The sequence below is a fragment of the Pedobacter sp. AC379 genome, from assembly GCF_979258145.1.
Genome location: NZ_OZ409839.1, coordinates 5,696,321 through 5,722,361, shown reverse-complemented (window position 1 = coordinate 5,722,361; position 26,041 = coordinate 5,696,321). Strand labels below are relative to the sequence as shown.

The following is a 26,041-nucleotide window of genomic DNA, read 5'->3' as shown; positions in this document are numbered from 1 at the left end:
CAAATTATGTCAGGACATAACGAATCAATACTTAGAGAACCATTAATTACCGGAGATAACATCACGTATGCAAAAATTACGGATGATATTTTAGGCCCGGTAGAGAACAAGCCAAACAAGGCTTGGTGGATTGGTTTCACCTTTGCTTCATTAGGTGCTTTACTTTGGGTGGTAGCCGTAAGCTATACCTTTTGGAACGGTATCGGTGCATGGGGATTAAATAAAACAGTAGGTTGGGCATGGGATATCACCGGTTTCGTATGGTGGGTAGGTATCGGTCACGCTGGAACACTAATTTCAGCAGTACTATTACTTTTCCGTCAGAACTGGCGTAACTCAATTAACCGTTCTGCTGAGGCGATGACAATCTTTGCGGTTATTTGTGCAGCTACTTATGTAGTATCGCACATGGGCCGCCCTTGGTTAGCTTATTGGGTTTTACCATTACCGAATCAGTTCGGATCATTATGGGTAAACTTTAACTCACCATTGGTTTGGGATATGTTTGCAATCTCAACTTATTTCTCTGTATCATTATTATTCTGGTACACAGGTTTATTACCAGATATTGCTACCATCCGCGACCGTGCAGTAGGTACACGTAGAAAAATTTATTCTATCTTCTCTTTTGGTTGGAGTGGAAGTGTTAAAACATGGCAACGTTTCGAAGCGGTGTCGTTAATCTTAGCAGGTATTTCTACACCACTGGTACTGTCGGTACACACCATTGTATCAATGGACTTTGCAACATCGGTTATACCAGGATGGCACACTACAATCTTCCCTCCATATTTTGTGGCAGGGGCGATCTTCTCAGGCTTTGCGATGGTGTTAACCTTATTATTGGTTGCACGTAAAGTATTGGGTTTAGAAAACTACATCACCATGTTCCACATTGAATCGATGAATAAAATCATCATCTTAACAGGATCAATTGTAGGTGTAGCTTATTTAACAGAGTTTTTCATCGCATGGTATTCAGGTTCTGAGTACGAGCAATATGCATTTATCAACAGATCAACCGGTCCGTACTGGTGGGCATACTGGATGATGATGACCTGTAACGTAATTTCACCACAGCTGTTATGGTTTAAGAAAATCCGTTTAAGCATCCGTGCTACCTGGATTTTATCAATCGTAGTTAACGTAGGGATGTGGTTTGAGCGTTTCGTAATTATCGTTACTTCATTGCACCGTGATTATATTCCATCAAGTTGGGCAATGTTTTATCCAACATGGGTTGATGTAAGTGTATTTGTTGGTTCAATTGGTTTATTCTTTACTTTATTCTTATTGTTCTTAAGGGTATTGCCATCAATCGCTATTGCAGAGGTTAAATTATTATTGAAAACTGCAAGTGAGCAAGCCAAAATGAAACAGATTAAAGAAGGGCATGAGAATAAAGAATACGTTGCTGAATACGTAGAGTCTTTAGAGAAATTTGATAGTGTTAAACAAGAAGATTACGCAAAAATATAACAATGAGTGATATCAAATATATTTTAGGCAGTTTCGGTGATCCTGACGAAATGATGCACGGCATCGAAAAACTTCAGGAAAATAACATCAGTATCCATGATGTATATACTCCAATGCCTATACACGGAATAGAAGCCAAATTAGGAATTAAAAGATCTAGAATCGATATCGCAGCATTTTGCTTTGGTATTACCGGTACTTGCTGTGCATTCGCTTTGATTTATTTCTGCGCAGTAATCGATTGGAGAGTAAACATAGGTGGTAAACCATCATTCGCATTGCCGGATTTTATTCCGATAATGTTCGAGCTTACAGTATTATTCTGTGCTTTCGGTATGGTGTTAACCTATTATGCATCCACTCACTTATTTCCAGGAAGAGCACCACGTGTGATGGATTTAAGAGCTACTGATGACCGTTTTGTGATTGCAGTTGATGCAAAAGACAATTTGGAACATACTGTAATTGATGGATTATTAAAAGATGCAGGTGCTTTAGAAATAAAGTATAATGAAAGGAAGTACATTAGCTATGAATAAGAATAAATTTGTTTACACGGCGTTTTTAGCTATCGCTTTTGCAGCTACCTTTTCAGCTTGTAAAGATAAACGCAGTACTGGCTTAGAATATGCCAGAAACATGTATGATCCGATTGCTTACAATCCGGATCAGCCAAATAAGAATTTTAAAGATGGTAAAACTGCACAGTTGCCACCTGCACATACTAAACCTGTAGGTTTTAATGAGTATGATGAATTTCCTAATACCAAAGAAGGGTATGAAGCAGCAGGTGTAAGCATGGTTAACCCTTTACCAGTTGATACTATTAATTTGGCTCAAGGGCAACACTTGTTCAAAGTTTTCTGTAGCCCTTGCCACGGAGAAAAAGGCGATGGACAAGGACACTTGGTTAAAATTGAGAAATTTAGTGGTGTACCTTCTTACTTCTCAGGAAGTTCGTCAAGAGGTGGAGAAATGAAAGCACTTACTGCCGGTAAAATTTACCACACCATTACATACGGTGTAAATAACATGGGTTCGCATGCTTCACAAATTACTCCGACAGATCGTTGGAAAGTAGTGATGTATGTTCAGGAATTACAAAAACAACAATAAGTAAAGCAGAATATAAATGGGAACTCACAATATTAATTTTAGTGAACAGTTTGAGTTTACAGGTAAAGTAAAAACATTGAGTATAGTTGGCATCATTTTAGGTGCTTTAGCTATCGGTTATGGCTTCTTTGCTGGTGATAAAGTGATGCACGAGCGTACTTTTGCCAACCTGTTGCTTATGGCATATTACTTTGCATGCGTATGTATGTCTGGTACATTTTTCCTGGCTGTTCAATATGTAGCTCAAGCAGGTTGGTCTGCATCAATTTTACGTGTACCTCAAGCTATGGCAAAAACATTGCCTATCGCAGCTGTAATACTTATTGTAGTAATTTCGGCAGGTTTGTACACACACAATTTATATCACCACTGGCATGCTGATGGATTAACAGATCCGAACAGTGCTAATTATGATTCTATCATTGCAGGTAAATCAGTATTCTTGAATGTACCTTTCTTTTTAGGTCGCCAGGTAGTATTTTTAGGTGTATATAGCATCTTTTCAATCATGTTTGTTAAGTTTTCTTATAATGAAGATTTAGCAGGAGGTTTAAATTCTTACAGAAAAAGCTTTAAAAATGCTTGTATTTTCTTGGTAATTTATGGTTTTACAACTCCTATTTTTGCTTTCGATACAGTAATGTCATTAGAAGCACACTGGTTCTCAACTATGTTTGGTTGGTATAACTTCGCAGCAATGTGGGTAAGCAGTTTAGCTACTATCGCAATTATCATCATCTTATTAAGAAGAGCGGGTTACATGCAATGGGTTAACAATAGCCATTTGCATAACTTAGGTCAGTTTATTTTCGGATTCTCTATCTTTTGGACATATGTATGGTTTGCTCAGTTTTTATTGATCTATTATGCGAACATGCCCGAAGAAACTATATACTTCTACAAACGTTTTGAATATTACAAATTCTGGTTTTTCTTAAACCTTGCAATGAATTTCTTAGCGCCGGTATTGTTGTTAATGGATAGGGATAACAAAAGAACAGATGTGAAATTATTATTCGTTTCTATCGTGGTATTGTTAGGTCACTGGGTAGATTACTACCAAATGATTATGCCAGGAGCGGTAGAAGATGGTCATAATGGTTTTGGTATTATTGAAATTGGTACTGCAATAGGTTTCGTAGGATTGTTTACCTTTGCAGTATTAACATCACTGAGCAAAAAACCTTTAATTGCAAAGAATCACCCATTATTACAAGAAAGTTTGCATCATCAACTATAGTGGTGACAGGATAGAGCAAATATTTAATTATTATTATAATTAGCAGTACAGCGTACTACTTTTAAGAAAATGAGTTTAAGAAAGTTTATAACGAATAAAACGACCGCAGCTTTAGCAGTACTGATTACTGTTTTTGCAAACACTAGCGTATTTGCGCAAGATGCAGCAGCAGGTGCTGCCGCGGCACCGAAAGTTGATATGGGCGAGGTTTATAAATCTGTGATATTTTATATTCTGGTTTTCCTTGCCGTATGCTTATTCATTGCAATTATTGGTAAAGCAATAAGAGTTTATGAATTGAGCCGTGAGGCACAAGGTAAACCTGTAGGTATTAACTGGAACAGAATCCATGCAAGCTTATTTGCACTGTTTCTGGTAATCGGTTTATATGGTGTATATTGGGAATATACGGTGCACGGCGCAATGTTACTTCCAGCTGCAGCATCAGAGCATGGAAAGAAAATAGATGAGATGTTTAATTTAACGTTAATCATCACCACAATTGTGTTTGTGGTTACACACATCTTATTATTCGGATTTTCTTATATCTACAAATACTCAGCTAAAAGAAAAGCTTACTACTATCCACATAACAATACAATCGAAAAAATCTGGACAATTGTTCCGGCTTTGGTATTAACCGTATTGGTATTGATGGGTTTCTTAACCTGGAGATCGATTTTCTTCAAAGTTGAAGATCCAAACCACAAGCCATTACAAATTGAAGTAACCTCAGAACAGTTTAAATGGTCTATCCGCTATCCTGGAGCTGATGGTGTTGTGGGTAACAAAAATTACAAATTAACAACGCCAACCAATCCATTGGGTATCGATTTTAAAGATTTAAACTCCCGTGATGATGAGATGGCTGATGAGATGGTTCTTCCGGTTGGAAAGCCAATTAAGTTAATCTTAACCAGTAAAGATGTAATTCATAGTTTTTATATGCCTCATTTCAGGGTTCAGTTAAATACTGTACCAGGTATGAGAACAATTTTTGAGTTTACACCTACTAAAACTACTGCTGAAATGCAGCAGGAAACTAACGACCCTAACTTTAAGTACCTTTTCTTATGTGCTAAAATTTGTGGAGCCGGTCACTACAACATGCAGAAAGTTGTACGTGTAGTTTCTGAAGCCGAGTATAAAACTTGGATTGCTGAGCAGAAAACATACTTAAATGATGATTTAAGAAAACAATTTAATTTGCCAGTGGCACCTGCGCCTGTAAAATCAGTAGCAGATTCAGCAGCTAAAGATTCAGCAGCTGTAAAAACTAACCAAATGGCTTTAAATAAATAATATTAAGCAGGAGCGAACGAATTATGTCAACAATAGCATTACACGACGAACACAATCACGATCACGCTGATCATGGGCATCATAAAGAGACTTTGATTTCAAAGTACATCTTTAGTATGGATCATAAAATGATTGCTAAGCAATTTTTGATTACCGGTATTATTATGGCGGTAATAGCAATGGGCTTATCAATTTTATTCCGTATTCAATTGGCCTGGCCAGATAAAAATTTCCCTTTCTTAGAAACATTTCTAGGTAAATGGGCAGAAGGTGGCCGTATTAAACCAGATTTTTACCTTGCTTTGGTTACCATTCATGGTACCATCATGGTATTCTTTGTACTTACTGCCGGGTTAAGTGGTACTTTTAGTAACTTACTGATTCCACTTCAGATTGGCGCCAGAGATATGGCTTCGCCATTCCTAAACATGCTTTCATACTGGTTTTTCTTTATGGCTTGTGTGATCATGATGTCATCATTCTTTATTCAAACAGGGCCGGCATCCGGTGGTTGGACGGTTTATCCGCCATTATCGGTAGTAGCGAAGGCAATGCCTGGATCAGGAATGGGTATGACACTTTGGTTGGTAAGTATGGTACTTTTCGTAGCATCATCTTTAATGGGTGGTATCAACTACGTTAGTACAATCTTAAACATGCGTACTAAAGGTATGGACCTTTGGAAAATGCCTTTAACGATCTGGGCTTTCTTCTTAACCGCTATTTTAGGTATCTTATCTTTCCCTGTTCTTGTAGCTGGGGTAGTTTTAATGGTATTCGACCGTAGTTTTGGAACAAGTTTCTATTTGTCAGATATCGTAATGGGAACTGATATTTTACCGAATGAAGGTGGTTCTCCAATTTTATGGCAGCATTTATTCTGGTTCTTAGGTCACCCTGAGGTATATATTGTAATTATGCCAGCGTTGGGTATTTCATCTGAGGTTATCTCAGTAAACTCACGTAAACCAATCTTTGGTTACCATGCAATGGTTTACTCTTTAATCGGTATTACCGTACTATCGTTTATTGTATGGGGTCACCATATGTTTGTAACCGGTATGAACCCATTATTAGGTGGTGTTTTCATGATTACAACATTAATCATCGCTGTGCCGTCAGCAGTAAAAACCTTTAACTATTTAGCAACATTATGGCGTGGTAACATCCGTTTTACGCCTGCAATGTTATTCGCTATCGGTTTGGTTTCATTCTTTATCTCTGGTGGTTTAACTGGTATCTTTTTAGGAAACGCATCTTTGGATATTAACTTACACGATACTTATTTTGTTGTTGCCCACTTCCACTTGGTAATGGGATCTGCAGCAATCTTTGGTATGCTTGCAGGTGTTTATCACTGGTTCCCTAAAATGTTCGGTAGAATGATGAATGCTAAACTAGGATACTTACACTTCTGGTTAACTTTCATTGCAGCTTACCTGGTATTTTTCCCGCTTCACTTCTTAGGTTTAGATGGTGTACCTCGTCGTTACTATGCATTTACTGAGTTCGAATTTATGAAGAAATGGTTAACAGTTAACGTTTTTGTAACATGGGCAGCTATAATGGCCGCACTTGCTCAGGTAGCGTTTTTGTTTAACTTCTTCTACTCAATATTTAAAGGAAAAGTAGCTCCTCAAAATCCTTGGGAATCTAATACATTAGAATGGACTGCACCAGTAGAACACCTACATGGTAACTGGCCAGGAGAAATTCCAACTGTTTACAGATGGCCATATGATTATAGCAAACCAGGACATGATGCGGACTTTATTCCTCAAACTGTTCCTTTTTCTCAAACCATGAGCTCTAATTTACCTCACGATTTTGAAGGAAATGCTGAAGCAGAAAAAATACAGCAAGACTGGGAACTAGCTAACCCTGTTGAAGAAAACAAGGGCTAGTTTAAGCTTAAAAACAATTTTAAAAGGGGTATCTGATTAAGTTTCTGCTTATCCGGATACCCTTTTCATCTTAATAGATATATGGTCAGCAGATCAGAACAACGTTTCATTCGAATTAACCTTATCACCATCATCGTTACGCTGTTGGTTATACTTGCCGGTGGTATTGTACGCAGTACAGGTTCAGGCATGGGCTGTCCGGATTGGCCGAAATGTTTCGATCGTTATATTCCGCCAACCGATGTATCTCAGCTTCCTGCCAACTATAAAGAGAAATATGTGGCTGGTAGGTTAAAAAAGAATGAAAAGTTTGCCAAGTATCTGGAAAGCATGGGCAAAGTTGCCTTAGCTGATAGTATTAGGCACGATAAGAGTATAACCATACCTGAAGAATTTAATCCGGCTAAAACCTGGACAGAATATTTAAACCGATTGGCTGGAGTGGCTGCAGGGATATTCCTGTTTTTAACGGTTGTGTACTCATTTACTTACCGTAAAACAGCAAAACGGATCATTGTACTGAGTATCTTGAATCTTTTTGTTGTGGGGTATCAGGCTTGGTTGGGTTCAATAGTGGTATCAACCAATTTGGCACAATGGGTAGTTACGGTACACATGCTTTTGGCATTGGTTATTTTGGCAATCTCCATTTACACTTATAATTATGCGAAGCAGTTAAATAAGGCACCTTCGGTAATTATGTATCGGATAGCCTGGTTAAAAGGTTTTTTATTCTTTACTCTTGTGATCAGTCTTATTCAGATTATATTAGGTACTGATGTGAGAGAAGCGGTAGATGTGATTGCAAAATCGCTCGGTTATGGCAATAAAGCTAGCTGGATTTCAAAAGTGGGTGAAGTATTCACCTATCATCGTGATCTGGCGATATTGGTGATTGTGAGTAACGCTGTAGTTTACAAAATGGTAATCGACCGTTTTAGTGGTAAAGCAGCACCGTTGTTAACGGCCAGATTTATATTAATTACGCTTCTCATACAATTATTAAGTGGTTTAGCATTGGCTTACATTGCTTTTCCGCCAGCAGCTCAAGCACTACATATTTTGTTCTCTACGCTGTTATTTAGTTTACAGTTTTATCTGTACCTGTTGGTTTACCGAACAAGCACTTATAAACAATAATATTTAAGAAAATTGAAGCAATATCTTTCAGATTTTTCTAAACTTATCAAATTCAGACTATCGTTCACGGTAGTGTTTTCTGCATCGATTTCTTTTTTAATCGGTCAGAAAATGCAGGTTGGAAGAGGTTATATTCCTAATATTGACTGGGGAAACTGGTTAATACTTATTGCAGGAGGATTTTTGGTTACGGCAGCGGCAAACTGTTTTAACGAGATTATAGAAAAAGATCTGGATAAATTAATGGCGAGAACCAAAGATCGTCCTATGCCCGCTGGCAGAATGACTACCGGTCAAGGATTGATTCTAGGGATTTTCATGGCATTTTTAGGTACATGGCTCTTGGGTAAATTAAATCTCGAAACAGGTTTGTTATCTGTATTTTCAATTCTATTATATGCCTTTGCGTATACGCCATTGAAGAGAAAATCGCCTATTGCAGTATTTGTAGGTGCAATTCCTGGAGCTTTGCCACCACTAATCGGTTATTTGGCCGCATTTGGCAGTTTAAAAGCAGAAATGTTCCATGAAATTGATTACTATATTGCTGGAATTTTATTCCTGATCCAATTTGTCTGGCAGTTTCCACACTTTTGGGCAATTGCATGGGTTTTGGATGATGATTATAAAAAAGCAGGTTTTAGGTTATTGCCAACAAAAAAAAGAGATAAAACATCAGCATTGCTTACTTTTTTAAGCACGTTGATTTTGATTCCGGTAAGTTTATTACCAACTATTTATGGATTTGGTGGTTATTATATTGCTGGTTTATCTTTAATTGCAGGATTTATATTTAGCTGGCTTGCTTTTAAACTTTTAATGAACAGAGAAATGGTTGATGCCAGGAAAGTGATGTTCTGTTCATTTTTTTACATCCCGGCCGTACAGTTGGGTTTATTATTAAATTTTATAGCAAAATAATTTATGGTGCTAACAATGGAAAAGATGCAGGATACGTTTGACCCAAAACCAAGGAAGTTTATTGTTTGGTTATTTGTCGTATCATCTACAATTATGTTTGGTGGTTTTACCAGTTATTATCTGGTGTTTGCCGCCTCAAAAGGAAAAGGGCATGGTTTGGTTTTACCAGATGCCTTTATTTATTCAAGTTTGGTAATTATTGCCAGTAGCATTACTTTGGTACTTGCTTCAAGAGCTTTAAAGAAATTAAACTTTAGCTTGCAACGCAATTTGCTTTGGGTTACGGTAATATTAGCCGTTATTTTTGGTGTAATGCAGTTTAATGCCTGGGGCAGTATGGTGCGCACAGGTGCAACCCTGGTAGGAAACAACGCCGCAATATCATTTATATATGTGGTTTCGGGCATGCACCTTTTGCACATTTTAGGCGGTGTTGGCCTTATTATTAATGCTTTAGCAGGAAGTTACAAAAGCTTACCTGTTGCGAAAGTCCAATATAGAATGGAAATTGCTTCTATTTTTTGGCATTTTATAGATATATTATGGATATATCTGTATGTTTTTTTACTTTTGAACCGTTAAATTTGTTAACAAACTATTATACTATTTCCAAATGAATGCAGTATCACAATTAGATCAAGTTAAAACCGGACCATGGAATGGTGGTCGTTCTCCGTGGTCGGTAGAATATGGTAAAATCATGATGTGGTTTTTCCTTTTATCAGATGCTTTTACCTTTTCATCTTTATTGATCTACTACGGCGCTCAGCGTTTTTCTAAATTAACATGGCCAGCTCCAGATAAGGTTTTCCAATCCATTCCTGGTATTGCAGAACATGGCGCTCCATTAGTTTTCGTAGGTATCATGACTTTTATTTTGATCATGAGTTCGGTAACTATGGTATTGGCTGTAGAAGCAGGACATCGCCGGGCTAAAAAAGAAGTTATCGGCTGGATGATCGCAACTATTATTGGTGGTTTCATGTTCTTAGGCTGTCAGGCAATTGAGTGGACGCACTTGTTTCACGAAGGTTTTGGCTGGGGTAAAATTCCTCCGTTAAAAACATTAGAGCACTTATTTAATGGTGAAGTATCATTAGTTTCGGCACAGCAGTTTGCAAACTTATTCTTTACCATTACAGGTTTCCACGGTTTTCACGTTTTCAGTGGAGTAATCATTAACATCATCATTTTGATCATGACGATTAATGGTACTTTCGAAAAAAGAGGCCATTACCTAATGGTTGAAAAAGTTGGTTTATACTGGCACTTTGTAGATTTAGTATGGGTGTTTGTATTTACATTCTTCTATTTGGTTTAATTTATCATATATAAAAATATTATCATGTCAGAGCACACACATTCAACAGAAGAACACGGTCACGAAGAACATGCAGGTTTATCGAAAGGTAAAATCTGGAAAGTTTTCGGAATCCTTTTGTTAATCACCGTTATTGAGTTTATCATTGCGTTGGTATTAATTCCGAAAGGAGTTATGACACAGCACATCGGTAACTACATTTATATTGGTTTAACATTGTTAAAAGCATTTTATATTGTAGCCTATTTTATGCACTTAAAATATGAGAAATTAGGCTTACAGTTGGCATTAACAGTTTCATTTATTTTCATTATTTACTTTATTGTTTTAATGTTAACAGAAGGTGGATTCCTAAACATCCACATGATGAATCATTAATGAAAAGAAGCCCTATAAAAAAGGTAATAATCCTGGTAAGCATTTTAGCTATACCGGGATTTTTGTTTTTTTACTTATTGCCACATTTCGCAAAAAACAGGTATAAAAGTTTACCCATTTTTGGAAAAAAGATTGTTGCATCAACATTCCACAGTGTAAAGGGTAAGAAAATACCTGATACCATTTACCATAAGGTGCCTGATTTTAAACTTGTGAATCAGCAAAATGATACCATCAGCTGGAAATCATTGGAGAATAAAATTGTTGTGCTAAATTTATTCTATACTGCGGCTGGCAGTCAGCAAACGATTAAATACATTAAGCAATTATCCGATGGTTATGAGCAAAAGCCTTTGGTTAAGTTTTTAAGTTTATCTGTAGATCCTGAAGATCAACATAAAATAAAAGATTTCGCTGCTAAATTTAAAGCTAAAGAAGGCAAGTGGGAATTTTTGGCTGGTGATACAACGCAAACCTATCCTTTGATTAGAAAAGGTTTATTACTCGATGCTATAGCCGATCATACAAAAGACAATACCAACTTCATATTTAGCAATAAGATTGTTCTAATCGACAATTTACACCGTATACGTGGTATTTACGAAGCTGATGATGCTGGTGCCAATGCCAAACTTGAGGATGAAATAAAAGTGCTCATTGCAGAGTATTTAAGAAATGTTAAAGATGGCAGGTAATTCTTATTTCCTAAATCTTAAGTCATCAGTCGAATAGATCAAATAAAATATAAAGAGATAAAATACTCATGGAAAATAGCCCGATTGAGAAAAAATATAGCAAGTGGATCATTATCCTTTCCATCTTTATTCCAGTAGCCGTTGCCTTCTTATTTGTAGTAAAACTAAAAGATTTAGGTATTGATGCACCAACATTACCATTTTTACCACCCATATATGCCACCATTAATGGTATTACCGCAGTATTGTTGGTAGTAGCAGTTTGGGCCATAAAAAATGGAAAAATCCTGTTACATCAAAATTTAATGAAAACTGCCATTGGTTGCTCTTTGCTATTTTTGGTGATGTATATTGCTTACCATATGACTACCCCATCAACCAAATTTGGGGGAGATGGAACCATAAAATATGTTTACTTCTTTATTCTGTTAACGCATATTTTACTTTCAATAGCCATCATCCCATTGGTTTTGGTTACTTATGTACGGGCGTTGGCACAGCGTTTCGATCGGCACAGAAAAATTGCTCGGATCACCTTCCCTTTATGGTTGTATGTGGCCATAACTGGTGTTGTAGTATATCTAATGATCTCCCCTTATTACCAATAGTTATGTAATTAAAAATAAAGCCCTCACCATAAAAAGTGAGGGCTTTATTTTTAATTTATTTTTTAGCAGCTAAAAATTCATAATCAGTATATTTGGTAAACAAGAGCTCATTATTTACTAAATTGTTTTAGTTTAAATATTTCTTTTTTTTTAATTATAAATCTATTTATTATTACGCCTCAGTATAATGAAAAACATATTAAATTATGATTAACTAAATTTATGCCGTTAAAAAATCTGGATAAAGAACGTGCGCTGATTGATAAAATTGTAGAAGGAGATGAACAGGCTTTTTCTGTCATGTTCTTTAACTATCTTCCAGTATTACAGGTTTTTGCTGCAAAATTTACCAAGTCAGAAGATGCTGCTGAAGAAATTATCCAGGATGCTTTTTTAAGGGTATGGTTAAACCGGGATAAATTGGCTGAAGTCGAAAATGTAAAAGCTTATCTTTATAAGTACGTTTCTAATGAATGTTTAAGCCATTTGCGCAAAAAGCTTAAAGAAGACAAAGTGGTAGATGCCTTTACTGCAAAGCAGCCCAATAGCCATAACCATACCGCAGATGTGGTGAATTTAAATGAAATAAATAAAATTGTTTCCAGTGCCGTTGAGAAATTACCTGAACAACGGAAAAAAATCTACCAATTAAGCCGAGGCGATGGTAAAAGTATCCCCGAAATAGCCGAAATTTTAAATATTTCTCCAAACACAGTTAAAAATGCACTTGTAATTGCGTTGAAATCAATCCGCATACACTTGGATCAGCATGGAATAGTATTTCTTTTTCCGATTGTTCTCACTTTTTTGAAAATAAAATAAAAAAAAAGTGAAATCCCGATAGTCCTAATTTTCTTTTAGTGCTTCTTAGTATCAGAATCTTTATGGAATTACGCATCAATTATCTTTTACAGCAGTTTGCATCAGGCAAAATCAACCAGGCAGAAAAGCAAGAGCTTTTGGCTTTGGCTGAAGGCAATGCTTCACTTATTAGTGATGAAATTGTTAAAATGATCATTGCGGAAGAAGAAAATGCCGATCAGGTAATTGATAAAAAATGGAATCCAATTCTAAATAAAATTCTGAAGGTTGATAAACCAGCACCTGCACCGCGAAAAATTTTAATGAACAGTTTAAAATGGGCCGCCGCCGCAGTAGTATTCATTGTGTTCTCATTAACTACTTATGTAACGTTACATAAAAAAAGGGAGCACGTTTTTGCCACTGATGTTCCTCCAGGTAATAATAAAGCGATTCTGACTTTGGCTAACGGCAAGAAAATTTCCCTTTCTGATGCCATGAATGGGAATATTGCTAAAGAAGCCGGTTTTTCCATTACTAAAACCAAGGATGGTCAGTTGGTTTACAATATTGCCGAATCAAATGATATTGAAGATGCAAGATTAAATACGATTTCTACACCTAATGGTGGCGAATGGCAGATCCGTTTACCAGATGGTTCCATCGTTTGGCTTAACGCGGCCTCTTCTATACAATACTCATTAAATATTGGAGCGACGAAACAACGGATCGTAAAATTAGATGGTGAGGCTTATTTTGAAGTGGCCAAAAATGCGGCACATCCTTTTATCGTAGAAACAGATAAACAGTCTGTTGAAGTATTGGGTACACACTTTAATATCAACAGCTACCATGATGAAATCGTAACCAGAACTACCTTATTGGAAGGAAGTGTGCGTGTTTCGCAAGGTAGTTCAAAGCAGAGTGAAATATTGAAACCGGGAGAGCAATCCATCCTGTCGAGTGCGGGTTTTGATGTTAAAGATGTTGATGTAGATGAAGCCATTGCATGGAAAAACGGCTATTTTATGTTCAATAATGAAAAACAGGAAAGTATTTTGCGCAAAGTAGCCCGTTGGTACAATGTAGAGATAGAATATGCAGACCCTGCAGCCAAAGAAGTAATGTATTATGGAACGGTGAGCCGTTTTGAAAAAATATCAAAAGTACTAACCAAATTTGAGCAAACTGGTGAAGTGCGCTTTGATATTAAAGGCAGCAAAGTGATTGTATATAAAGAATAAAAGAGCAAAGATGAAGGAGTAACTAACCTTTATCTCTAAAAATAAAACAACTTAATCAACCATAACCTAACCCTAACAAACTATGAATAGACCTCGACAAAACTCCTGACGATTCAAAGATAAATGAATAAAAAAAGGAGTGCTTGCAACACCCCCTTTATTATCTGTTTAGCTATTCCGTAAGCCGGAATCGATTAAAAATCAATTATTTCTTGGATAACCCGCGAAACGCTTTTTGGCGTCCAAACTTCATTGCGCTTCGCAAAAAAAAACAGACTATTAAATGTACAAAATTTATATTGGAATTTTATGTACGCATCGCCGCTACATCCCTAAATTGCTATTGATTATGAAGTTAGTTACGGTCATACTGCTTGCCTCCCTAATGCAGGTAAGTGCAGCTTCATTTGGCCAGTTGGTTACATTAAAGCAAAGAAATGTAACCTTTGAAAAAATGTTTAAAGAAATCAGATTGCAATCTGGTTACGATGTATTGTTGTCTACAAATAAGATTAGCACTTCAACAACCTTCAATGCCAATTTTAGCAATTCGACCATTGAAGAAGTAATGGCTAAAATTATTGCCGGTAAAGATTTGACTTATTCTATTGAAGACAAAACCATTTTAATCAAGCCTGCAGAAAAATCGATTTTCGATAAAGTACTTGGCTATTTTGTTGCAGTTAAGATAACTGGTAAAGTAAAAGACAAAAATGGTTCAGCACTACCTGGTGTAAGCATTCGCGAAAAAGGTGCTGCTAACGCAGTTTCAACCAGTTCCAATGGAGATTATAGCATTTCAGTTAAAGAAGGAGCTACGCTTGTTTTCAGTTATATCGGCTATAAAAGCATCGAGTTACCTGTAGGTTCGAAAACGGTAATCAATGTTACATTAGAAGAAGATGCAGCACAGCTTAATGAAGTAAATGTAGTTTCGACCGGGTACCAAACTTTGGAGAAAAAGACTTTTACCGGAGCGTCTACATTGGTAAAAGCATCAGATGCGGAGAGAGCAGGTGTAACCGATATTAGTAGGATGCTGGAAGGGCAGGTAGCGGGTGTAACCGTGCAAAACGTTTCGGGTACTTTTGGTGCTGCACCTAAAATTCGGGTACGTGGAGCCACCTCGTTTTCAGGAGATAATAAACCGCTTTGGGTAGTTGATGGTATTATTTTAGAAGATGTGATCAATATATCAAATGAAGCATTAACCAGTGGTGATGCCAATACTTTAATTGGCTCATCTGTAGCTGGTTTAAACCCGGATGATATTGAGAGCTTTAACATCTTAAAAGATGCTGCCGCAACAGGTATGTATGGTGCAAGGGCAATGAACGGTGTAATTGTGGTAACCACCAAAAAAGGTAAGTTAACAGAAGGCGCACCAAAAATTAGCTACAGGGGTAATTTTACTACCTATGCCAAACCGAGTTATTCGGATTTCGATATTTTAAACTCTGCCGATCAAATGGCAGTTTTAATTGAAATGCAAAATAAGGGTTATGTTCAAATTCCTTCTGAATCGAGAGGGGTTAGCGGAGGCCCTTTTTATAAAATGTATAATATGCTTTATAATTATGATGCAGCTACAAATACATATGCCTTAAAAAATACGAGCGCTGATAAAAACGCATTTTTGAATAGATATGCCAATGCCAATACCGATTGGTTTGATGTATTGTTTAAAAACTCTTTGCAACAAGAACATTCGTTAAGTATCAACTCGGGTACAGAAAAATTTAAAAGTTATGCATCAACCTCGTTTACCAAAGATAATGGCGTAACCATTGGAAACAGTGTAAGCAGGTTTACAGGTAATTACCGTGCAAACTTTAATATGTCTGATAAATTAAGTGCAGAACTTTTAAGTACAGGTTCGGTACGTAATCAACAGGCACCAGGAGCTACTGCACTGCAAGAAGATCCTGTGTATGGTAACTACTTTCGTAATTTCGATATCAATCCATATGCTTATGCAGTAAATACAAGTCGTATGCTTACCGCCTTTGATGAAAATGGTAATTATGAATATTTCCGTCAGAACAGTGCTCCTTTTAGTATTTTGAATGAGTTAAATAGCAACTATTTAAAATTGGGGGTATTAGATTTTAAAGTTCAGGGAAACTTAACTTATAAAATTATTCCAAGTTTAACCTATTCTGTTGACGGGGCTTATCGATTTGTGAAATCCGAATCACAAATATCTATTTTAGAGAGTTCCAACATGGCCACTTCATATAGAACTGTTGATGATGCAACATCTTCGCAAAGTAATGGTAATTTATATACAGACCCAGATCTTCCTGGAAGTTTACCAATTAGCGTATTGCCGAGCGGTGGTTTTTACAAAACATCTACTGATAACTTAAAAAGTTATTATTTCAGACAAAATTTAAATTTCAATAAAACTTTTAATACCAAACACAATATAATGGCTTTTGGTGCAATGGAAGTTCGTTATATCGATCGCCAGAGGGAAGCTTTTGACGGAGTAGGTTATCAGTTTGATAATGGAGGCTTGGTAACACCTTATTATAAATACTTTAAAGAAGCTGCAGAAGAAGGTAAGCCTTATTTTAGTATGGGCAATGAATATGAAAGATATAGTGCTTTTTTTGCCAATGCTTCTTATACTTATGATGAGAAGTATACCGTAAAATTTTCTGGTAGGTATGATGGTTCAAATAAATTGGGTAGAACTGCAACTGCTAGATGGTTACCAACATGGAATATTGCTGCTAGCTGGAACATAAGCGATGAAAGTTTTTGGCCAAAAAGTGATATCTTAACTGGTGCCAAATTACGCGGATCTTATGGTTTAGTAGCGAGCATTGGTAATGCAACAAACTCTGCTGCTGTATTTTATAATCAGATTTCAAGAAGACCTGCTTTAGCAGATCAGGAAGCTCAGATTTATATTTCAAATTTAGAAAACTCAGAACTTACCTGGGAAAAAGCTAAAGATTTAAACCTCGGTTTAGATTTAGCTTTATTGAAAAACAGAATTAATTTTACCGTTGATGTATACAAAAGAAGCATCTATGACTTAATCGGTGCAATACAAACTTCTGGTATTGGTGGTCAGTATACTAAAATTGCCAATTATGGAGCCATGTCTGGTAAAGGGATCGAAGTTGCCATTACCGGTAGAGCTATAGATCATCCAAACTTTAAATGGACAACCAATTTTAACTTTAGCTACAATGTAAATAAGGTAACAGATTTAGAGATTGACCCTAATATTTTTAAATCAACATCAAATAATGGTACTGCAGTACTTAACTACCCTCAGCGTAGTTTGTTTTCAGTACAATTTGCTGGTTTAAATCATGATTACGGTTACCCAACATATATCGGTACTGATGGTAGGCCAACTACTTATATTTACATACAAGATAATGATCTAACACAATTGAAATATGAGGGGCCGATTGACCCTACGTTTGCTGGAGGTTTTTATAACCAGTTCAGCTACAAAAGTTTCACATTATCAGCTTTACTGGGTTTCTCTGCAGGAAACAAAATTAGGTTGAATCCAAACATTAAACCAAATTTTAATGATATTTCGTCAATGAGTAGAGATTTATTAAATAGATGGGTATTGCCTGGAGATGAGAAGTTTACCAATGTTCCGGCCATATTGGATCCACTATCTGCATCGAAAATCGTTGATGCTAACGGATCTGCTGTTAATATCGTGAATACTTATAATTTATATAATTTCTCAACCGAACGTGTAGCGTTTGGCGATTATATTAAACTAAGACAAGTTTCGCTAAGTTATAATTTGCCAAAAAGCTTTTATTCTATGCTAGGTATGTCTAATGCCTCAGTATCTTTTGTCGGAAATAATTTATTGTTATTGTATTCTGATAAAAAACTGAATGGACAGGATCCTGAATTTTACAATACAGGTGGAGTTGCCTTACCAGTATCAAGACAGTATACCTTATCCTTAAAAGTTGGCTTTTAATTGAAAAAATCATGAAATTAAAGAAAATATCATTCAGCATACTTGCAGTCGCATTGCTATTCATAACGCCATCATGCAAGAAATATTTAGAACAAACACCTGATAACAGAGCAGAAATTAACACGGTAGACAAATTATCCCAATTGGTTTCAACAGCTTATCCAGGTACCGATTATTTAGCTTTTACAGAAGCCTCATCTGATAATTCGGAGGATAAAGGAGAAGGTATCGGAACATTGTATGATGTGATCGATCTACCTTATGCCTGGCAAGATGTAATAGGTGATGGAAGAAACACTGCAACTTCATATTGGAATGCGTGTTATGAAGCCATTGCATCAGCAAATCAAGCTTTAGAGTCTATCGAGACTAATAAACTTGGTGCAGGTGCAGCGCCCTATAAAGGAGAGGCATTGGTATGCAGGGCCTATGCACACTTTATGTTGGCTACTTTGTTTGCAACACCATATAAAATTGGAGGAGCAAATGATGCACCTGGTATACCTTATGTAGATAAGCCAGAAACTAAGGTGATTCAGCCATATAGTAGAGGTACTGTTGCCAGTACTTATGCCCGGATTCAACAAGATTTAGAAGAAGGCCTTCCTTTATTGCAAGCATCAGCCTATAAAATTCCAAAATATCATTTTACTCCAGTAGCTGCACATGCTTTCGCTGCCCGTTTTTATTTATTTATGGGCGCGTGGCAGAAAGTGGTCGATCATGCTACACTTACTGTGCCTGGTAATGACTTTATTAATAATATGAGGCCTGTATCAACTACATTAAGGACTTATGGCAATGCCGAATATCAAATAAATTACATGGGAAGTGGGCAAAAATACAATCTATTGTTATTTAATGTCGATTCTTTCTATGCTCGCTATTCAAGTCCACGCCATGGTTTTGGTAACAAACAGCGTGCAATGTTTTCAGCGATTGGAAATATAACGGGCAAAGCCTTAGCGAATGTTGTATTACAATATAGTGTTCCAAATTATACAACTTATAAATTTAAAGAAAACTTCTTCACTACTGGACCTGGTTTTGGACTTCCTTATTTGGCTTTTGCTGGTTTTACAGTAGATGAGGCTTTAATGAATAGAGCAGAAGCATATGTAGAGCTAGGGCAAAATAACCTGGCATTAAAAGATGTTAATGATTTTTATAGTCAAAGAATTGTTGGTTATAACCCAAGTAGTGATGCTGTTACCACAGCTAAAATTTCTACTTATTATCCAACCATTACAGATCCTAAACAAGGTTTGATCAGAACTATTTTAGATGCAAAAAAAGCTGAATTTTTGCAAGAAGGTATAAGATGGTTTGATATTATTCGCCGTGATCTCACTGTTGTGCACAATACGATAGATATCACCACTAAAGAAACTTTTTCTGAGCTAAAACCAGGAGATCCCCACCGCATCTTCCAATTACCATTAGAGGTTAAAACATCAGGTGTAGAACTAAATCCAAGATAATCAAGATGAAAAATATACTAAAAGTAATATCGTTTCTTCTGCTTATTGCATTGCAATTTGCTTGTCGTAAAACAGAAACGCTTAATGTAGATTACAGCACCTTTAACGCGGATGATCCCCGTACAAATACTCCGCTAGATCAATGGTTGAAGAGTAGCTTTTTGGATCCTTATAATATTGATGTAATTTATAGGTACAACAGGTATTACCACGGTAATACTGCCAATGTGGTGCCGAGTAAATTAGAAAATATACAACCAACAATGCAAATTGTATTAGATGGGTTTATCAATCCATATCTTAAAATCGCAGGGCCAACATTTACTAAAACTTATATGCCAAAAGAGTGGGTATTATTTGGTTCGTATGCTTATGAAAATTCAAGCGACCCGGGTGTGGCAGGAACTGCAGCAGCTGGTCGTAGAATTACGTTATACGGTGTAAATGAATATCAACCGCTGCCAGGTGGTCAGTTTTATGCCTGGGATAGACACCGTATTATGCACCATGAATTCGGGCACATTTTAAACCAGATTATTCCAATACCGGTTGATTTTGAACCGATATCAAAAGGATTTTATAAACAGCCATATACCGATACGCCACAGGATACTGCGCGTAGAAATGGTTTTGTAACCAGTTATGCCAGTGGTGTATATACCGAAGATTATGCAGAAACCATCAGTTGGCTATTAATTAACGGACAGGTTTGGTATGATGACTGGGCTAACTTTGCCAATACGGCCGGAAAAGCAAGATTCGTTCAAAAGGAAAATAATGTAATCAATTATTTTACAAACCTTGGCATTAGTTTCAAAGCCCTGCAAAAGGAAGTACAACAATATATGATTGGTATTGGCCGGAATGAAACCAAATTTGCATATTGGTTAAGTAAAGCACGTACTCCGTTGGTTACCCCAGCTCCAAACCCTGCACCAGCGGCACTACCTACATTTAAAACTTTAACCATTAGTACTGGTGCAGATTATTATATAAAATATGGTGGCTCAGATACCTTTTCTGCTCTTTATACTTCAGTTAAAAATGCGATAACTGCACAGGGTTATGCGTTGAACTTTATAAGAATTAATTTTACCTCTCCAACCGCAATGTACATTGAAGCTAATTTTACAGCAGGTACAACAACGTATCAATCATTTTATGCTTTTAATATGGCAACCACGGTTGCTTCCGGGCAAGTAAAGTTTACTACAGGTACAGTAGGGGGAACAACTTCTCCTTGGGTTGGTAATGCAGCTTTTACTAAGGCGTCTATGCAGCCCTTTTTGGACTATATCACAAATAACACCTTTGTAGCAGATTGGTTACCAGTGAATGTTACGGCAGACGATTATATGAAATTGGGCGGTTTTACTGTTTTAAACTCGCCAACCAATTATTTTTATGGACCATTGGCTTATTAATTTTAAAACGATGAAAAGATTTTTATACTTAATTGTATTGCTCTCTGTAATGATGAGCTGCAAAAAAACATCTTATGTAGCTGTTTTCGATAAAACGCCACAAGAGCGAGCTGCAGACCAGATTAATCTGGTGTCTACCACGTTAACCAGTGCTCCCAATGGCTGGATTGCAACATTGCCCACTCAAGCGGGGGGCGGCTATGGCTTTTATTTCACTTTCGATAACCAACAAAATGTAACCATGTATGCCGATATGACAAGCGCATCGGCTGGGACAGTGGGTAAATCAAACTATAGGATCAAACAAGATATTGGAACCGAACTGGTATTTGATACTTATAACTATATCTCGATACTTGATGATCCTAATGCTGCTATTTTAGGTGGTGCATCCAAAGTAGGTTATAGTAGTGATATTGAGTTTACTTTTGATCGGGTTAATGGTGACAGTATTATTTTTGTAGGAAAAAAATATAGACAGCCATTTAAGTTGGTAAAAGCAACCGCTGCACAACAAGCAAGCTATACATCTGGGGGATATAATACTTCTATTGATAAAATTACAGCTTTTTTCAACACAAATAAATTCCCGTACATACAGGTTGTTTCGGGTTCAACCACACTTAAAGTTGCAGTTAGTCCAAACTTCAGCAATAATTTGGCAAGTGGTAAAAGAATGGATTTGACAAGCGTTTTGGCTGATGGGAAAACAATAGGTACAGCAGCAACTAAAATAGCACACACTTTGGATGGGCTATCTCTGTTAAATGGAGGATTGGTTTTTCAAGGTATTACATTCGTAAGAATGGCATGGAAAGATGCAAATATCTTAGCCTTATATGATTCTACTGGAAAAGAGTATATCATTAATGATAATGGTGTGCCAATATTAGATATCAATCTGTTATGGGGATCTAAATATGTTGGGCTTCGATCTGAGTTTAAACAAGTAAATCCTGGTACAAGTACTGCTGGAGCTGATATTATTAATTACTATCACAATAACCTTAATAATAGTGCATTGCTTGGTTTCGGTTTTAACTATGGAAGAATGGACTTAACTTGGAGCAGACCGAACAACAGATTCATTTTTGCTGGTTTCAGTAGTCAAAATGGAGGAAGTAGTGGCTGGACAACTACGATAGTTTATAATTACACGGTTAATCCGGACGGTTCTTATAAATTTACCCAATACACAGCTGCCGCTGATGGTTATGTTGCTAAGTTAATGTTGCCAATGGATGCGTTCTTAAAGGCAAATGATGTAAAATTTGATTATTATTCAATAAATGGACTCACTTACGGAAGAATGTCTAGTGTGCAGAATCCTGCAATACAGATGACATTTATTCTACGATAAACTTATGTAGTAATTAATCATTATGATAATCTTGTTGGCAACTTACGTTAACTGTTGCCAATAAGATTAACTTTTATAGCTGAAAACTAAATATGCAAACCCTCTAAAAAATATAACTATGAAAAAATTATTGCTATTTTTTGCTTTGAGTGTATTTTCTGTAATTGGATTATCCTCATTTCAACCGGCTTCTGAAAAAGTGGTTCAATGCACTAAAGACGATCCGATTATTATTTTGGTAAATACTGATGGATATTATGGTGAATTGTATTTTGATAATGCAACTGATCAATTTTTAAGTGGCAGTGTAAGTAAAGCCATTCCTGGTAGTGGGGGTGCTTATAGAATGTATACCATTAATTCGGTAAGCGGAAATTTATCGAGATCATTAATTAATAATCAGGTTACACATTTTGATGGTAATATTTATGGTACTGCTGGCTCGGGTTTTTCAGTTACTTTAACTTTAAATTCCAGTAATAATGCTGCATTAATTGCTCAATTGGTATAATTATTCTCTCTCTCTAACCTCACCCTAAAAAGTGAGGTTTTTTTATGACATAATTTTTAAACCCCGCCAAGCGTTTATGCTTATATTTGTAAGTCATGAAGAAAAAAGCAATTTTTATCCTGTTTGTATTGGTATTTACATTTGCGATGAGCCCTAATGTTAATGCCCAATGCTCAATGTGTACCATAAATGCTGAACAAGGTGTTAAAAATGGAAATACACAAACTGCAGGCTTAAATACCGGGGTATTATATCTATTATCTATTCCATATTTAATGGCTGTTATTGTTGGTGTGGTTTGGTACAAAAAATACCGCAAAAAGAATATTCACCTTAACATGAAAAAAGAACCTTTTAATTTAAATTAGCGATTTGTTGCAATATACTTGATTATGGAAACACTAATTATGCACCCTAAAAATAAAGTACAGCTAACCGCATTAAAAGCAATGGCTAAGGCTTTAGAAATAAATTTTGAAACAAGCGAGTATAATTCGGATTTCGTTGCTAAAATACAGACAAGTAAAAAAGAAATTGAAGCGGGTAAAGTAACGAGAGTTGCAAAGGAGGATTTGAAAAACTTCCTAGGGTTATAGTGAGCTACCACTTAGATTTTTCAGATCAGGCTAATAGTGATATCAGCTACCATAAAAAAATAGGTAATAAGGCCGTTTTGCGCAAAATATTGAATTTACTGAATGAACTTTCTGAACATCCATTCGAGGGTACAGGAAAACCGGAAGCATTAAAACATAATCTTTCAGGTTTTTGGTCTAGACGAATAAATAATGAGCATCGACTGGTTTATGAAGTTTATATCGATATTGTATACATTATTTCAGTTAAAGGACATTATTAATGCCAACCTCAAAGCTTAATGCAATTATAAATTGTAAATGTCCGCATTGCCGTAGGGGAGCTATTTTTACAGGCAGCATGTACGGATGGAATATTCAGCATACCAAAGAAATTTGTGGTCATTGTGCGCAACGCATCGAAATTGAGCCTGGGTATTTTTATGCAGCCATGTATGTGAGTTACGCCATGAATGTGATCGAGATGCTTTTTGCAAGCTTTTTAACCTATCTGGCTTTCGGTCCGCTTACCGATGCCACTTTCTGGCATTACCTGATTGTTATTTTCGCAGGTTGTTTTATCCTGTATCCGTTTAATTACCGCTATTCCAGAATTATACTGCTTCATGTTTTATCGCCAAACATTAAGTATAAGCCATATTACGACAAATAGGGGTTGGTTAGCGGTTAGCGATGGGCGATGAGCTAAACCATTAACCAATATTCACTGTTAAACCAAGAGTTTAATAAACAAATGGTTAATTAACTAATGACGAAGAGCCAATTTACAGTTTACAATTGGCAGTTTGCAATTACCCAATGAACTAATGATCAGTGAACGAATGAACCTCAAGATATGCTTAAAAAAGAAACACTCAATTTTATAACAGATGTTGCGGAAAATAATAACCGCGAATGGTTTGCCGCCAATAAAGATGTTTATGAAAGTGCAAAAGCCAATGTATTGACACTCGTTACAGCACTTATTCCTGAACTGGCTAAGGTAGATCCATTGATTTCGGCCGAAACAGACCCCAAAAAAAGTTTATTGCGCATTTACCGCGATGTGCGTTTCAGCAAAAATAAAGATCCGTATAAAAATAATTTCGGCATTTGGTTTTCTGCTAAAAGCAAGGGTGGTAACGAGCCAGGTTATTATTTGCACATCCAACCCGGAAAAAGTTTTATCGCCGGTGGTTATTGGATGCCCGAAGCCGCACATTTAAAGTTAATCAGACAGGAAATTGATTACAATATCAGCGACTTTAAAGAAATTATCAACAACAAGGAATTTAAGAAAGACTTTAAACTTGGATTGGATAATGCACTTAAAAATGCCCCTAAAGGGTACGATCCGGCAGATCCAAATATCGAATTCTTAAAATTGAAAAGTTTTGAAGCCACTACAAAAATTGATGATAAAGAATTTTTGCAGGCAAACCTCGTTAATAAGTTAATAAGTTCTTTTAAAACAGTACAACCATTAGTTGCATTTTTACGCAATGCTATAGATGCTTAACGGTTTAAACTGTATAAATAGCTAAACTGCGCCATTAGTCTATAAAAACTGTATTTGCTATTAACTCTTGAAAATAAAATATGAAAAATACCTTTCTTGCTTTTGCTCTTCTTTTGTTCATTTCATCCTTAACCTCATGTGTTGTATTATCGCCTAAAAAGTATAAGGCTTTATTGGGTAGCAAAGATTCACTTTACACAGCTTTTAACGAAGGTTTAATTAAAATTGAGAACTTGGAAAAAGAAGTAAATAAGCTAAAGAAGGATACTACTTTAATGGCCGAAGAACTTCGCGATTTGCAAAGCAATTACAATGAAATAGATGCAAATTATAAAAAACTTAAAAATAACTCTTCTTCAGAAATTACTAAACTATCCGGAGATTTGGCTGCCCGCGAAAAGCGTTTAAAAGAAGTAGAAGAAGTTTTGCGTAAACGTGATGAAGCCACCAATGCACTAAAAGAAAAGCTTCAACAGGCACTGCTTGGCTTTACTAAAAGCGGCCTCACTGTAGAAATTAAAAATGGCAAAGTTTATGTTTCGCTTACCGATAAACTGTTGTTCCCTTCCGGAAGTATCATTATTGATGAGAAAGGTAAACAAGCTTTAACACAGTTGGCCAATGTACTTAAACAACAACCAGAGATTAATATTGCGGTTGAGGGCCATACCGATAACCAGAAAATAAACAATTTAGGGCAGATTAAAGATAACTGGGATTTAAGTGTACTTAGGGCTACATCTGTGGTACGTTATTTAACAGAAAACGAAAAAGTAGAAAGCGTAAGAATGACTGCTACCGGTAAAGGGGAATTTCAACCCCTGGGTACCAACGCAAATGCTGACGGACGAAGCAAAAACAGACGCATAGAGATCGTACTTTCACCTAAATTAGATGAACTTTATAACCTGATTAAATAGATAATCAATTTATTTTGTGGTTAAAGTGTTCCTGTTTAATCAAAACCCATGTTTTTGGTTGGGAATAAGCAGTTTCTGTGTTCGATAAAAGAATAAGTTTATTGTGATCAGGAAATTAACAGTTATGTG

26 protein-coding genes are annotated in these 26,041 nt (G+C 36.3%); all 26 read left to right on the top strand.

Going from position 1 to position 26,041, the window contains the following annotated elements; genetic code table 11:
* Positions 1-6 precede the first annotated feature (6 nt).
* The 26 genes from nrfD (at position 7) to ACZZZW_RS24450 (ending at position 25,912) form a co-directional block, all read left to right on the top strand.
* Positions 7-1,479 carry an NrfD/PsrC family molybdoenzyme membrane anchor subunit gene (nrfD, locus tag ACZZZW_RS24575; protein ID WP_055903281.1) on the top strand — a complete coding sequence of 491 codons (1,473 nt, stop codon included), beginning with the start codon at positions 7-9 and terminating at the stop codon, positions 1,477-1,479.
* 2 nt (positions 1,480-1,481) lie between these two features.
* Positions 1,482-2,018 carry a DUF3341 domain-containing protein gene (locus ACZZZW_RS24570; RefSeq protein WP_055903280.1) on the top strand — a complete coding sequence of 179 codons (537 nt, stop codon included), beginning with the start codon at positions 1,482-1,484 and terminating at the stop codon, positions 2,016-2,018.
* The gene (locus ACZZZW_RS24565) at positions 1,990-2,595 is read left to right on the top strand and encodes a c-type cytochrome (protein WP_463497403.1); all 606 of its coding nucleotides are present in this window, start codon (positions 1,990-1,992) and stop codon (positions 2,593-2,595) included. Before ACZZZW_RS24570 ends, ACZZZW_RS24565 begins: the two co-directional genes overlap by 29 nt.
* 16 nt (positions 2,596-2,611) lie before the next feature.
* Positions 2,612-3,835, top strand: coding sequence for a quinol:cytochrome C oxidoreductase (locus tag ACZZZW_RS24560; RefSeq protein WP_463497400.1), 1,224 nt, complete (start codon positions 2,612-2,614; stop codon positions 3,833-3,835).
* A gap of 69 nt (positions 3,836-3,904) precedes the next feature.
* The gene (locus tag ACZZZW_RS24555; RefSeq protein ID WP_055903277.1) at positions 3,905-5,137 is read left to right on the top strand and encodes a cytochrome c oxidase subunit II; all 1,233 of its coding nucleotides are present in this window, start codon (positions 3,905-3,907) and stop codon (positions 5,135-5,137) included.
* A 116-nt stretch (positions 5,138-5,253) separates the two neighbouring features.
* Positions 5,254-7,041, top strand: a complete 1,788-nt coding sequence (locus ACZZZW_RS24550; protein ID WP_055903276.1) for a cytochrome c oxidase subunit I — start codon at positions 5,254-5,256, stop codon at positions 7,039-7,041.
* 81 nt (positions 7,042-7,122) lie between these two features.
* Positions 7,123-8,181, top strand: coding sequence for a COX15/CtaA family protein (locus ACZZZW_RS24545; protein WP_055903275.1), 1,059 nt, complete (start codon positions 7,123-7,125; stop codon positions 8,179-8,181).
* 12 nt (positions 8,182-8,193) lie between these two features.
* Complete coding sequence (cyoE, locus tag ACZZZW_RS24540) at positions 8,194-9,102, top strand: heme o synthase (protein WP_055903274.1); 909 nt, start codon at positions 8,194-8,196, stop codon at positions 9,100-9,102.
* Positions 9,103-9,117: 15 nt separating this feature from the next.
* Positions 9,118-9,684 carry a cytochrome c oxidase subunit 3 gene (locus tag ACZZZW_RS24535; protein WP_082458606.1) on the top strand — a complete coding sequence of 189 codons (567 nt, stop codon included), beginning with the start codon at positions 9,118-9,120 and terminating at the stop codon, positions 9,682-9,684.
* Between the two features lie 31 nt (positions 9,685-9,715).
* Positions 9,716-10,423, top strand: coding sequence for a cytochrome c oxidase subunit 3 (locus ACZZZW_RS24530; protein ID WP_055903272.1), 708 nt, complete (start codon positions 9,716-9,718; stop codon positions 10,421-10,423).
* Positions 10,424-10,447: 24 nt separating this feature from the next.
* Complete coding sequence (locus tag ACZZZW_RS24525) at positions 10,448-10,801, top strand: cytochrome C oxidase subunit IV family protein (protein WP_055903271.1); 354 nt, start codon at positions 10,448-10,450, stop codon at positions 10,799-10,801.
* Positions 10,801-11,496: an SCO family protein gene (locus ACZZZW_RS24520; RefSeq protein WP_055903270.1), complete on the top strand. Its 696-nt coding sequence runs from the start codon at positions 10,801-10,803 to the stop codon at positions 11,494-11,496. Before ACZZZW_RS24525 ends, ACZZZW_RS24520 begins: the two co-directional genes overlap by 1 nt.
* A 68-nt stretch (positions 11,497-11,564) precedes the next feature.
* Positions 11,565-12,104, top strand: coding sequence for a DUF420 domain-containing protein (locus tag ACZZZW_RS24515; protein WP_463497392.1), 540 nt, complete (start codon positions 11,565-11,567; stop codon positions 12,102-12,104).
* Positions 12,105-12,326: 222 nt separating this feature from the next.
* A complete protein-coding gene (locus ACZZZW_RS24510; RefSeq protein WP_463497389.1) occupies positions 12,327-12,926 on the top strand; it encodes an RNA polymerase sigma factor in 600 nt (199 codons plus the stop codon).
* A 62-nt stretch (positions 12,927-12,988) separates the two neighbouring features.
* Positions 12,989-14,149 carry a FecR family protein gene (locus ACZZZW_RS24505; protein WP_463497386.1) on the top strand — a complete coding sequence of 387 codons (1,161 nt, stop codon included), beginning with the start codon at positions 12,989-12,991 and terminating at the stop codon, positions 14,147-14,149.
* 349 nt (positions 14,150-14,498) lie between these two features.
* A complete protein-coding gene (locus ACZZZW_RS24500; protein ID WP_463497383.1) occupies positions 14,499-18,122 on the top strand; it encodes a SusC/RagA family TonB-linked outer membrane protein in 3,624 nt (1,207 codons plus the stop codon).
* Positions 18,123-18,133: 11 nt separating this feature from the next.
* Positions 18,134-19,603, top strand: coding sequence for a RagB/SusD family nutrient uptake outer membrane protein (locus tag ACZZZW_RS24495; RefSeq protein ID WP_463497381.1), 1,470 nt, complete (start codon positions 18,134-18,136; stop codon positions 19,601-19,603).
* 5 nt (positions 19,604-19,608) lie between these two features.
* Positions 19,609-21,027, top strand: a complete 1,419-nt coding sequence (locus ACZZZW_RS24490) for a substrate import-associated zinc metallohydrolase lipoprotein (RefSeq protein ID WP_055903264.1) — start codon at positions 19,609-19,611, stop codon at positions 21,025-21,027.
* Between the two features lie 10 nt (positions 21,028-21,037).
* The gene (locus tag ACZZZW_RS24485) at positions 21,038-22,387 is read left to right on the top strand and encodes a DUF4302 domain-containing protein (RefSeq protein ID WP_162235772.1); all 1,350 of its coding nucleotides are present in this window, start codon (positions 21,038-21,040) and stop codon (positions 22,385-22,387) included.
* Between the two features lie 118 nt (positions 22,388-22,505).
* Positions 22,506-22,898: a hypothetical protein gene (locus ACZZZW_RS24480; protein WP_463497377.1), complete on the top strand. Its 393-nt coding sequence runs from the start codon at positions 22,506-22,508 to the stop codon at positions 22,896-22,898.
* Positions 22,899-22,993: 95 nt separating this feature from the next.
* Positions 22,994-23,266 (top strand): hypothetical protein, encoded by a 273-nt coding sequence (locus tag ACZZZW_RS24475; RefSeq protein WP_463497374.1) that lies wholly within the window; start codon positions 22,994-22,996, stop codon positions 23,264-23,266.
* A 24-nt stretch (positions 23,267-23,290) separates the two neighbouring features.
* Entirely contained in the window at positions 23,291-23,494 is a 204-nt protein-coding gene (locus ACZZZW_RS24470) for a DUF2683 family protein (RefSeq protein WP_055903260.1), read from the top strand.
* Positions 23,494-23,757, top strand: a complete 264-nt coding sequence (locus ACZZZW_RS24465) for a Txe/YoeB family addiction module toxin (protein WP_055903259.1) — start codon at positions 23,494-23,496, stop codon at positions 23,755-23,757. Before ACZZZW_RS24470 ends, ACZZZW_RS24465 begins: the two co-directional genes overlap by 1 nt.
* The gene (locus ACZZZW_RS24460; protein ID WP_463497370.1) at positions 23,757-24,146 is read left to right on the top strand and encodes a DUF983 domain-containing protein; all 390 of its coding nucleotides are present in this window, start codon (positions 23,757-23,759) and stop codon (positions 24,144-24,146) included. The genes ACZZZW_RS24465 and ACZZZW_RS24460 overlap by 1 nt, the downstream gene beginning before the upstream one ends.
* Positions 24,147-24,329: 183 nt before the next feature.
* Positions 24,330-24,992, top strand: coding sequence for a DUF2461 domain-containing protein (locus tag ACZZZW_RS24455; RefSeq protein WP_055903257.1), 663 nt, complete (start codon positions 24,330-24,332; stop codon positions 24,990-24,992).
* Between the two features lie 80 nt (positions 24,993-25,072).
* On the top strand, positions 25,073-25,912 hold the full coding sequence (locus ACZZZW_RS24450; RefSeq protein WP_055903256.1) for an OmpA/MotB family protein: 840 nt from the start codon (positions 25,073-25,075) through the stop codon (positions 25,910-25,912).
* Positions 25,913-26,041: the final 129 nt, after the last annotated feature.

Excerpts from the sequence above, each read along its gene's own strand:
- ACZZZW_RS24500 (WP_463497383.1), top strand. The coding sequence starts at position 14,499 with ATGAAGTTAGTTACGGTCATACTGCTTGCCTCCCTAATGCAGGTAAGT.
- ACZZZW_RS24470 (WP_055903260.1), top strand. The coding sequence starts at position 23,291 with ATGGAAACACTAATTATGCACCCTAAAAATAAAGTACAGCTAACCGCA.
- ACZZZW_RS24565 (WP_463497403.1), top strand. The coding sequence starts at position 1,990 with ATGAAAGGAAGTACATTAGCTATGAATAAGAATAAATTTGTTTACACG.
- ACZZZW_RS24480 (WP_463497377.1), top strand. The coding sequence starts at position 22,506 with ATGAAAAAATTATTGCTATTTTTTGCTTTGAGTGTATTTTCTGTAATT.
- ACZZZW_RS24570 (WP_055903280.1), top strand. The coding sequence starts at position 1,482 with ATGAGTGATATCAAATATATTTTAGGCAGTTTCGGTGATCCTGACGAA.
- ACZZZW_RS24530 (WP_055903272.1), top strand. The coding sequence starts at position 9,716 with ATGAATGCAGTATCACAATTAGATCAAGTTAAAACCGGACCATGGAAT.
- ACZZZW_RS24545 (WP_055903275.1), top strand. The coding sequence starts at position 7,123 with ATGGTCAGCAGATCAGAACAACGTTTCATTCGAATTAACCTTATCACC.
- ACZZZW_RS24555 (WP_055903277.1), top strand. The coding sequence starts at position 3,905 with ATGAGTTTAAGAAAGTTTATAACGAATAAAACGACCGCAGCTTTAGCA.
- ACZZZW_RS24485 (WP_162235772.1), top strand. The coding sequence starts at position 21,038 with ATGAAAAGATTTTTATACTTAATTGTATTGCTCTCTGTAATGATGAGC.
- ACZZZW_RS24520 (WP_055903270.1), top strand. The coding sequence starts at position 10,801 with ATGAAAAGAAGCCCTATAAAAAAGGTAATAATCCTGGTAAGCATTTTA.
- ACZZZW_RS24460 (WP_463497370.1), top strand. The coding sequence starts at position 23,757 with ATGCCAACCTCAAAGCTTAATGCAATTATAAATTGTAAATGTCCGCAT.
- ACZZZW_RS24475 (WP_463497374.1), top strand. The coding sequence starts at position 22,994 with ATGAAGAAAAAAGCAATTTTTATCCTGTTTGTATTGGTATTTACATTT.
- ACZZZW_RS24490 (WP_055903264.1), top strand. The coding sequence starts at position 19,609 with ATGAAAAATATACTAAAAGTAATATCGTTTCTTCTGCTTATTGCATTG.
- ACZZZW_RS24550 (WP_055903276.1), top strand. The coding sequence starts at position 5,254 with ATGGATCATAAAATGATTGCTAAGCAATTTTTGATTACCGGTATTATT.
- ACZZZW_RS24535 (WP_082458606.1), top strand. The coding sequence starts at position 9,118 with ATGGAAAAGATGCAGGATACGTTTGACCCAAAACCAAGGAAGTTTATT.
- nrfD (WP_055903281.1), top strand. The coding sequence starts at position 7 with ATGTCAGGACATAACGAATCAATACTTAGAGAACCATTAATTACCGGA.
- ACZZZW_RS24505 (WP_463497386.1), top strand. The coding sequence starts at position 12,989 with ATGGAATTACGCATCAATTATCTTTTACAGCAGTTTGCATCAGGCAAA.
- ACZZZW_RS24510 (WP_463497389.1), top strand. The coding sequence starts at position 12,327 with ATGCCGTTAAAAAATCTGGATAAAGAACGTGCGCTGATTGATAAAATT.
- ACZZZW_RS24515 (WP_463497392.1), top strand. The coding sequence starts at position 11,565 with ATGGAAAATAGCCCGATTGAGAAAAAATATAGCAAGTGGATCATTATC.
- ACZZZW_RS24450 (WP_055903256.1), top strand. The coding sequence starts at position 25,073 with ATGAAAAATACCTTTCTTGCTTTTGCTCTTCTTTTGTTCATTTCATCC.
- ACZZZW_RS24455 (WP_055903257.1), top strand. The coding sequence starts at position 24,330 with ATGCTTAAAAAAGAAACACTCAATTTTATAACAGATGTTGCGGAAAAT.
- ACZZZW_RS24560 (WP_463497400.1), top strand. The coding sequence starts at position 2,612 with ATGGGAACTCACAATATTAATTTTAGTGAACAGTTTGAGTTTACAGGT.
- ACZZZW_RS24495 (WP_463497381.1), top strand. The coding sequence starts at position 18,134 with ATGAAATTAAAGAAAATATCATTCAGCATACTTGCAGTCGCATTGCTA.
- ACZZZW_RS24525 (WP_055903271.1), top strand. The coding sequence starts at position 10,448 with ATGTCAGAGCACACACATTCAACAGAAGAACACGGTCACGAAGAACAT.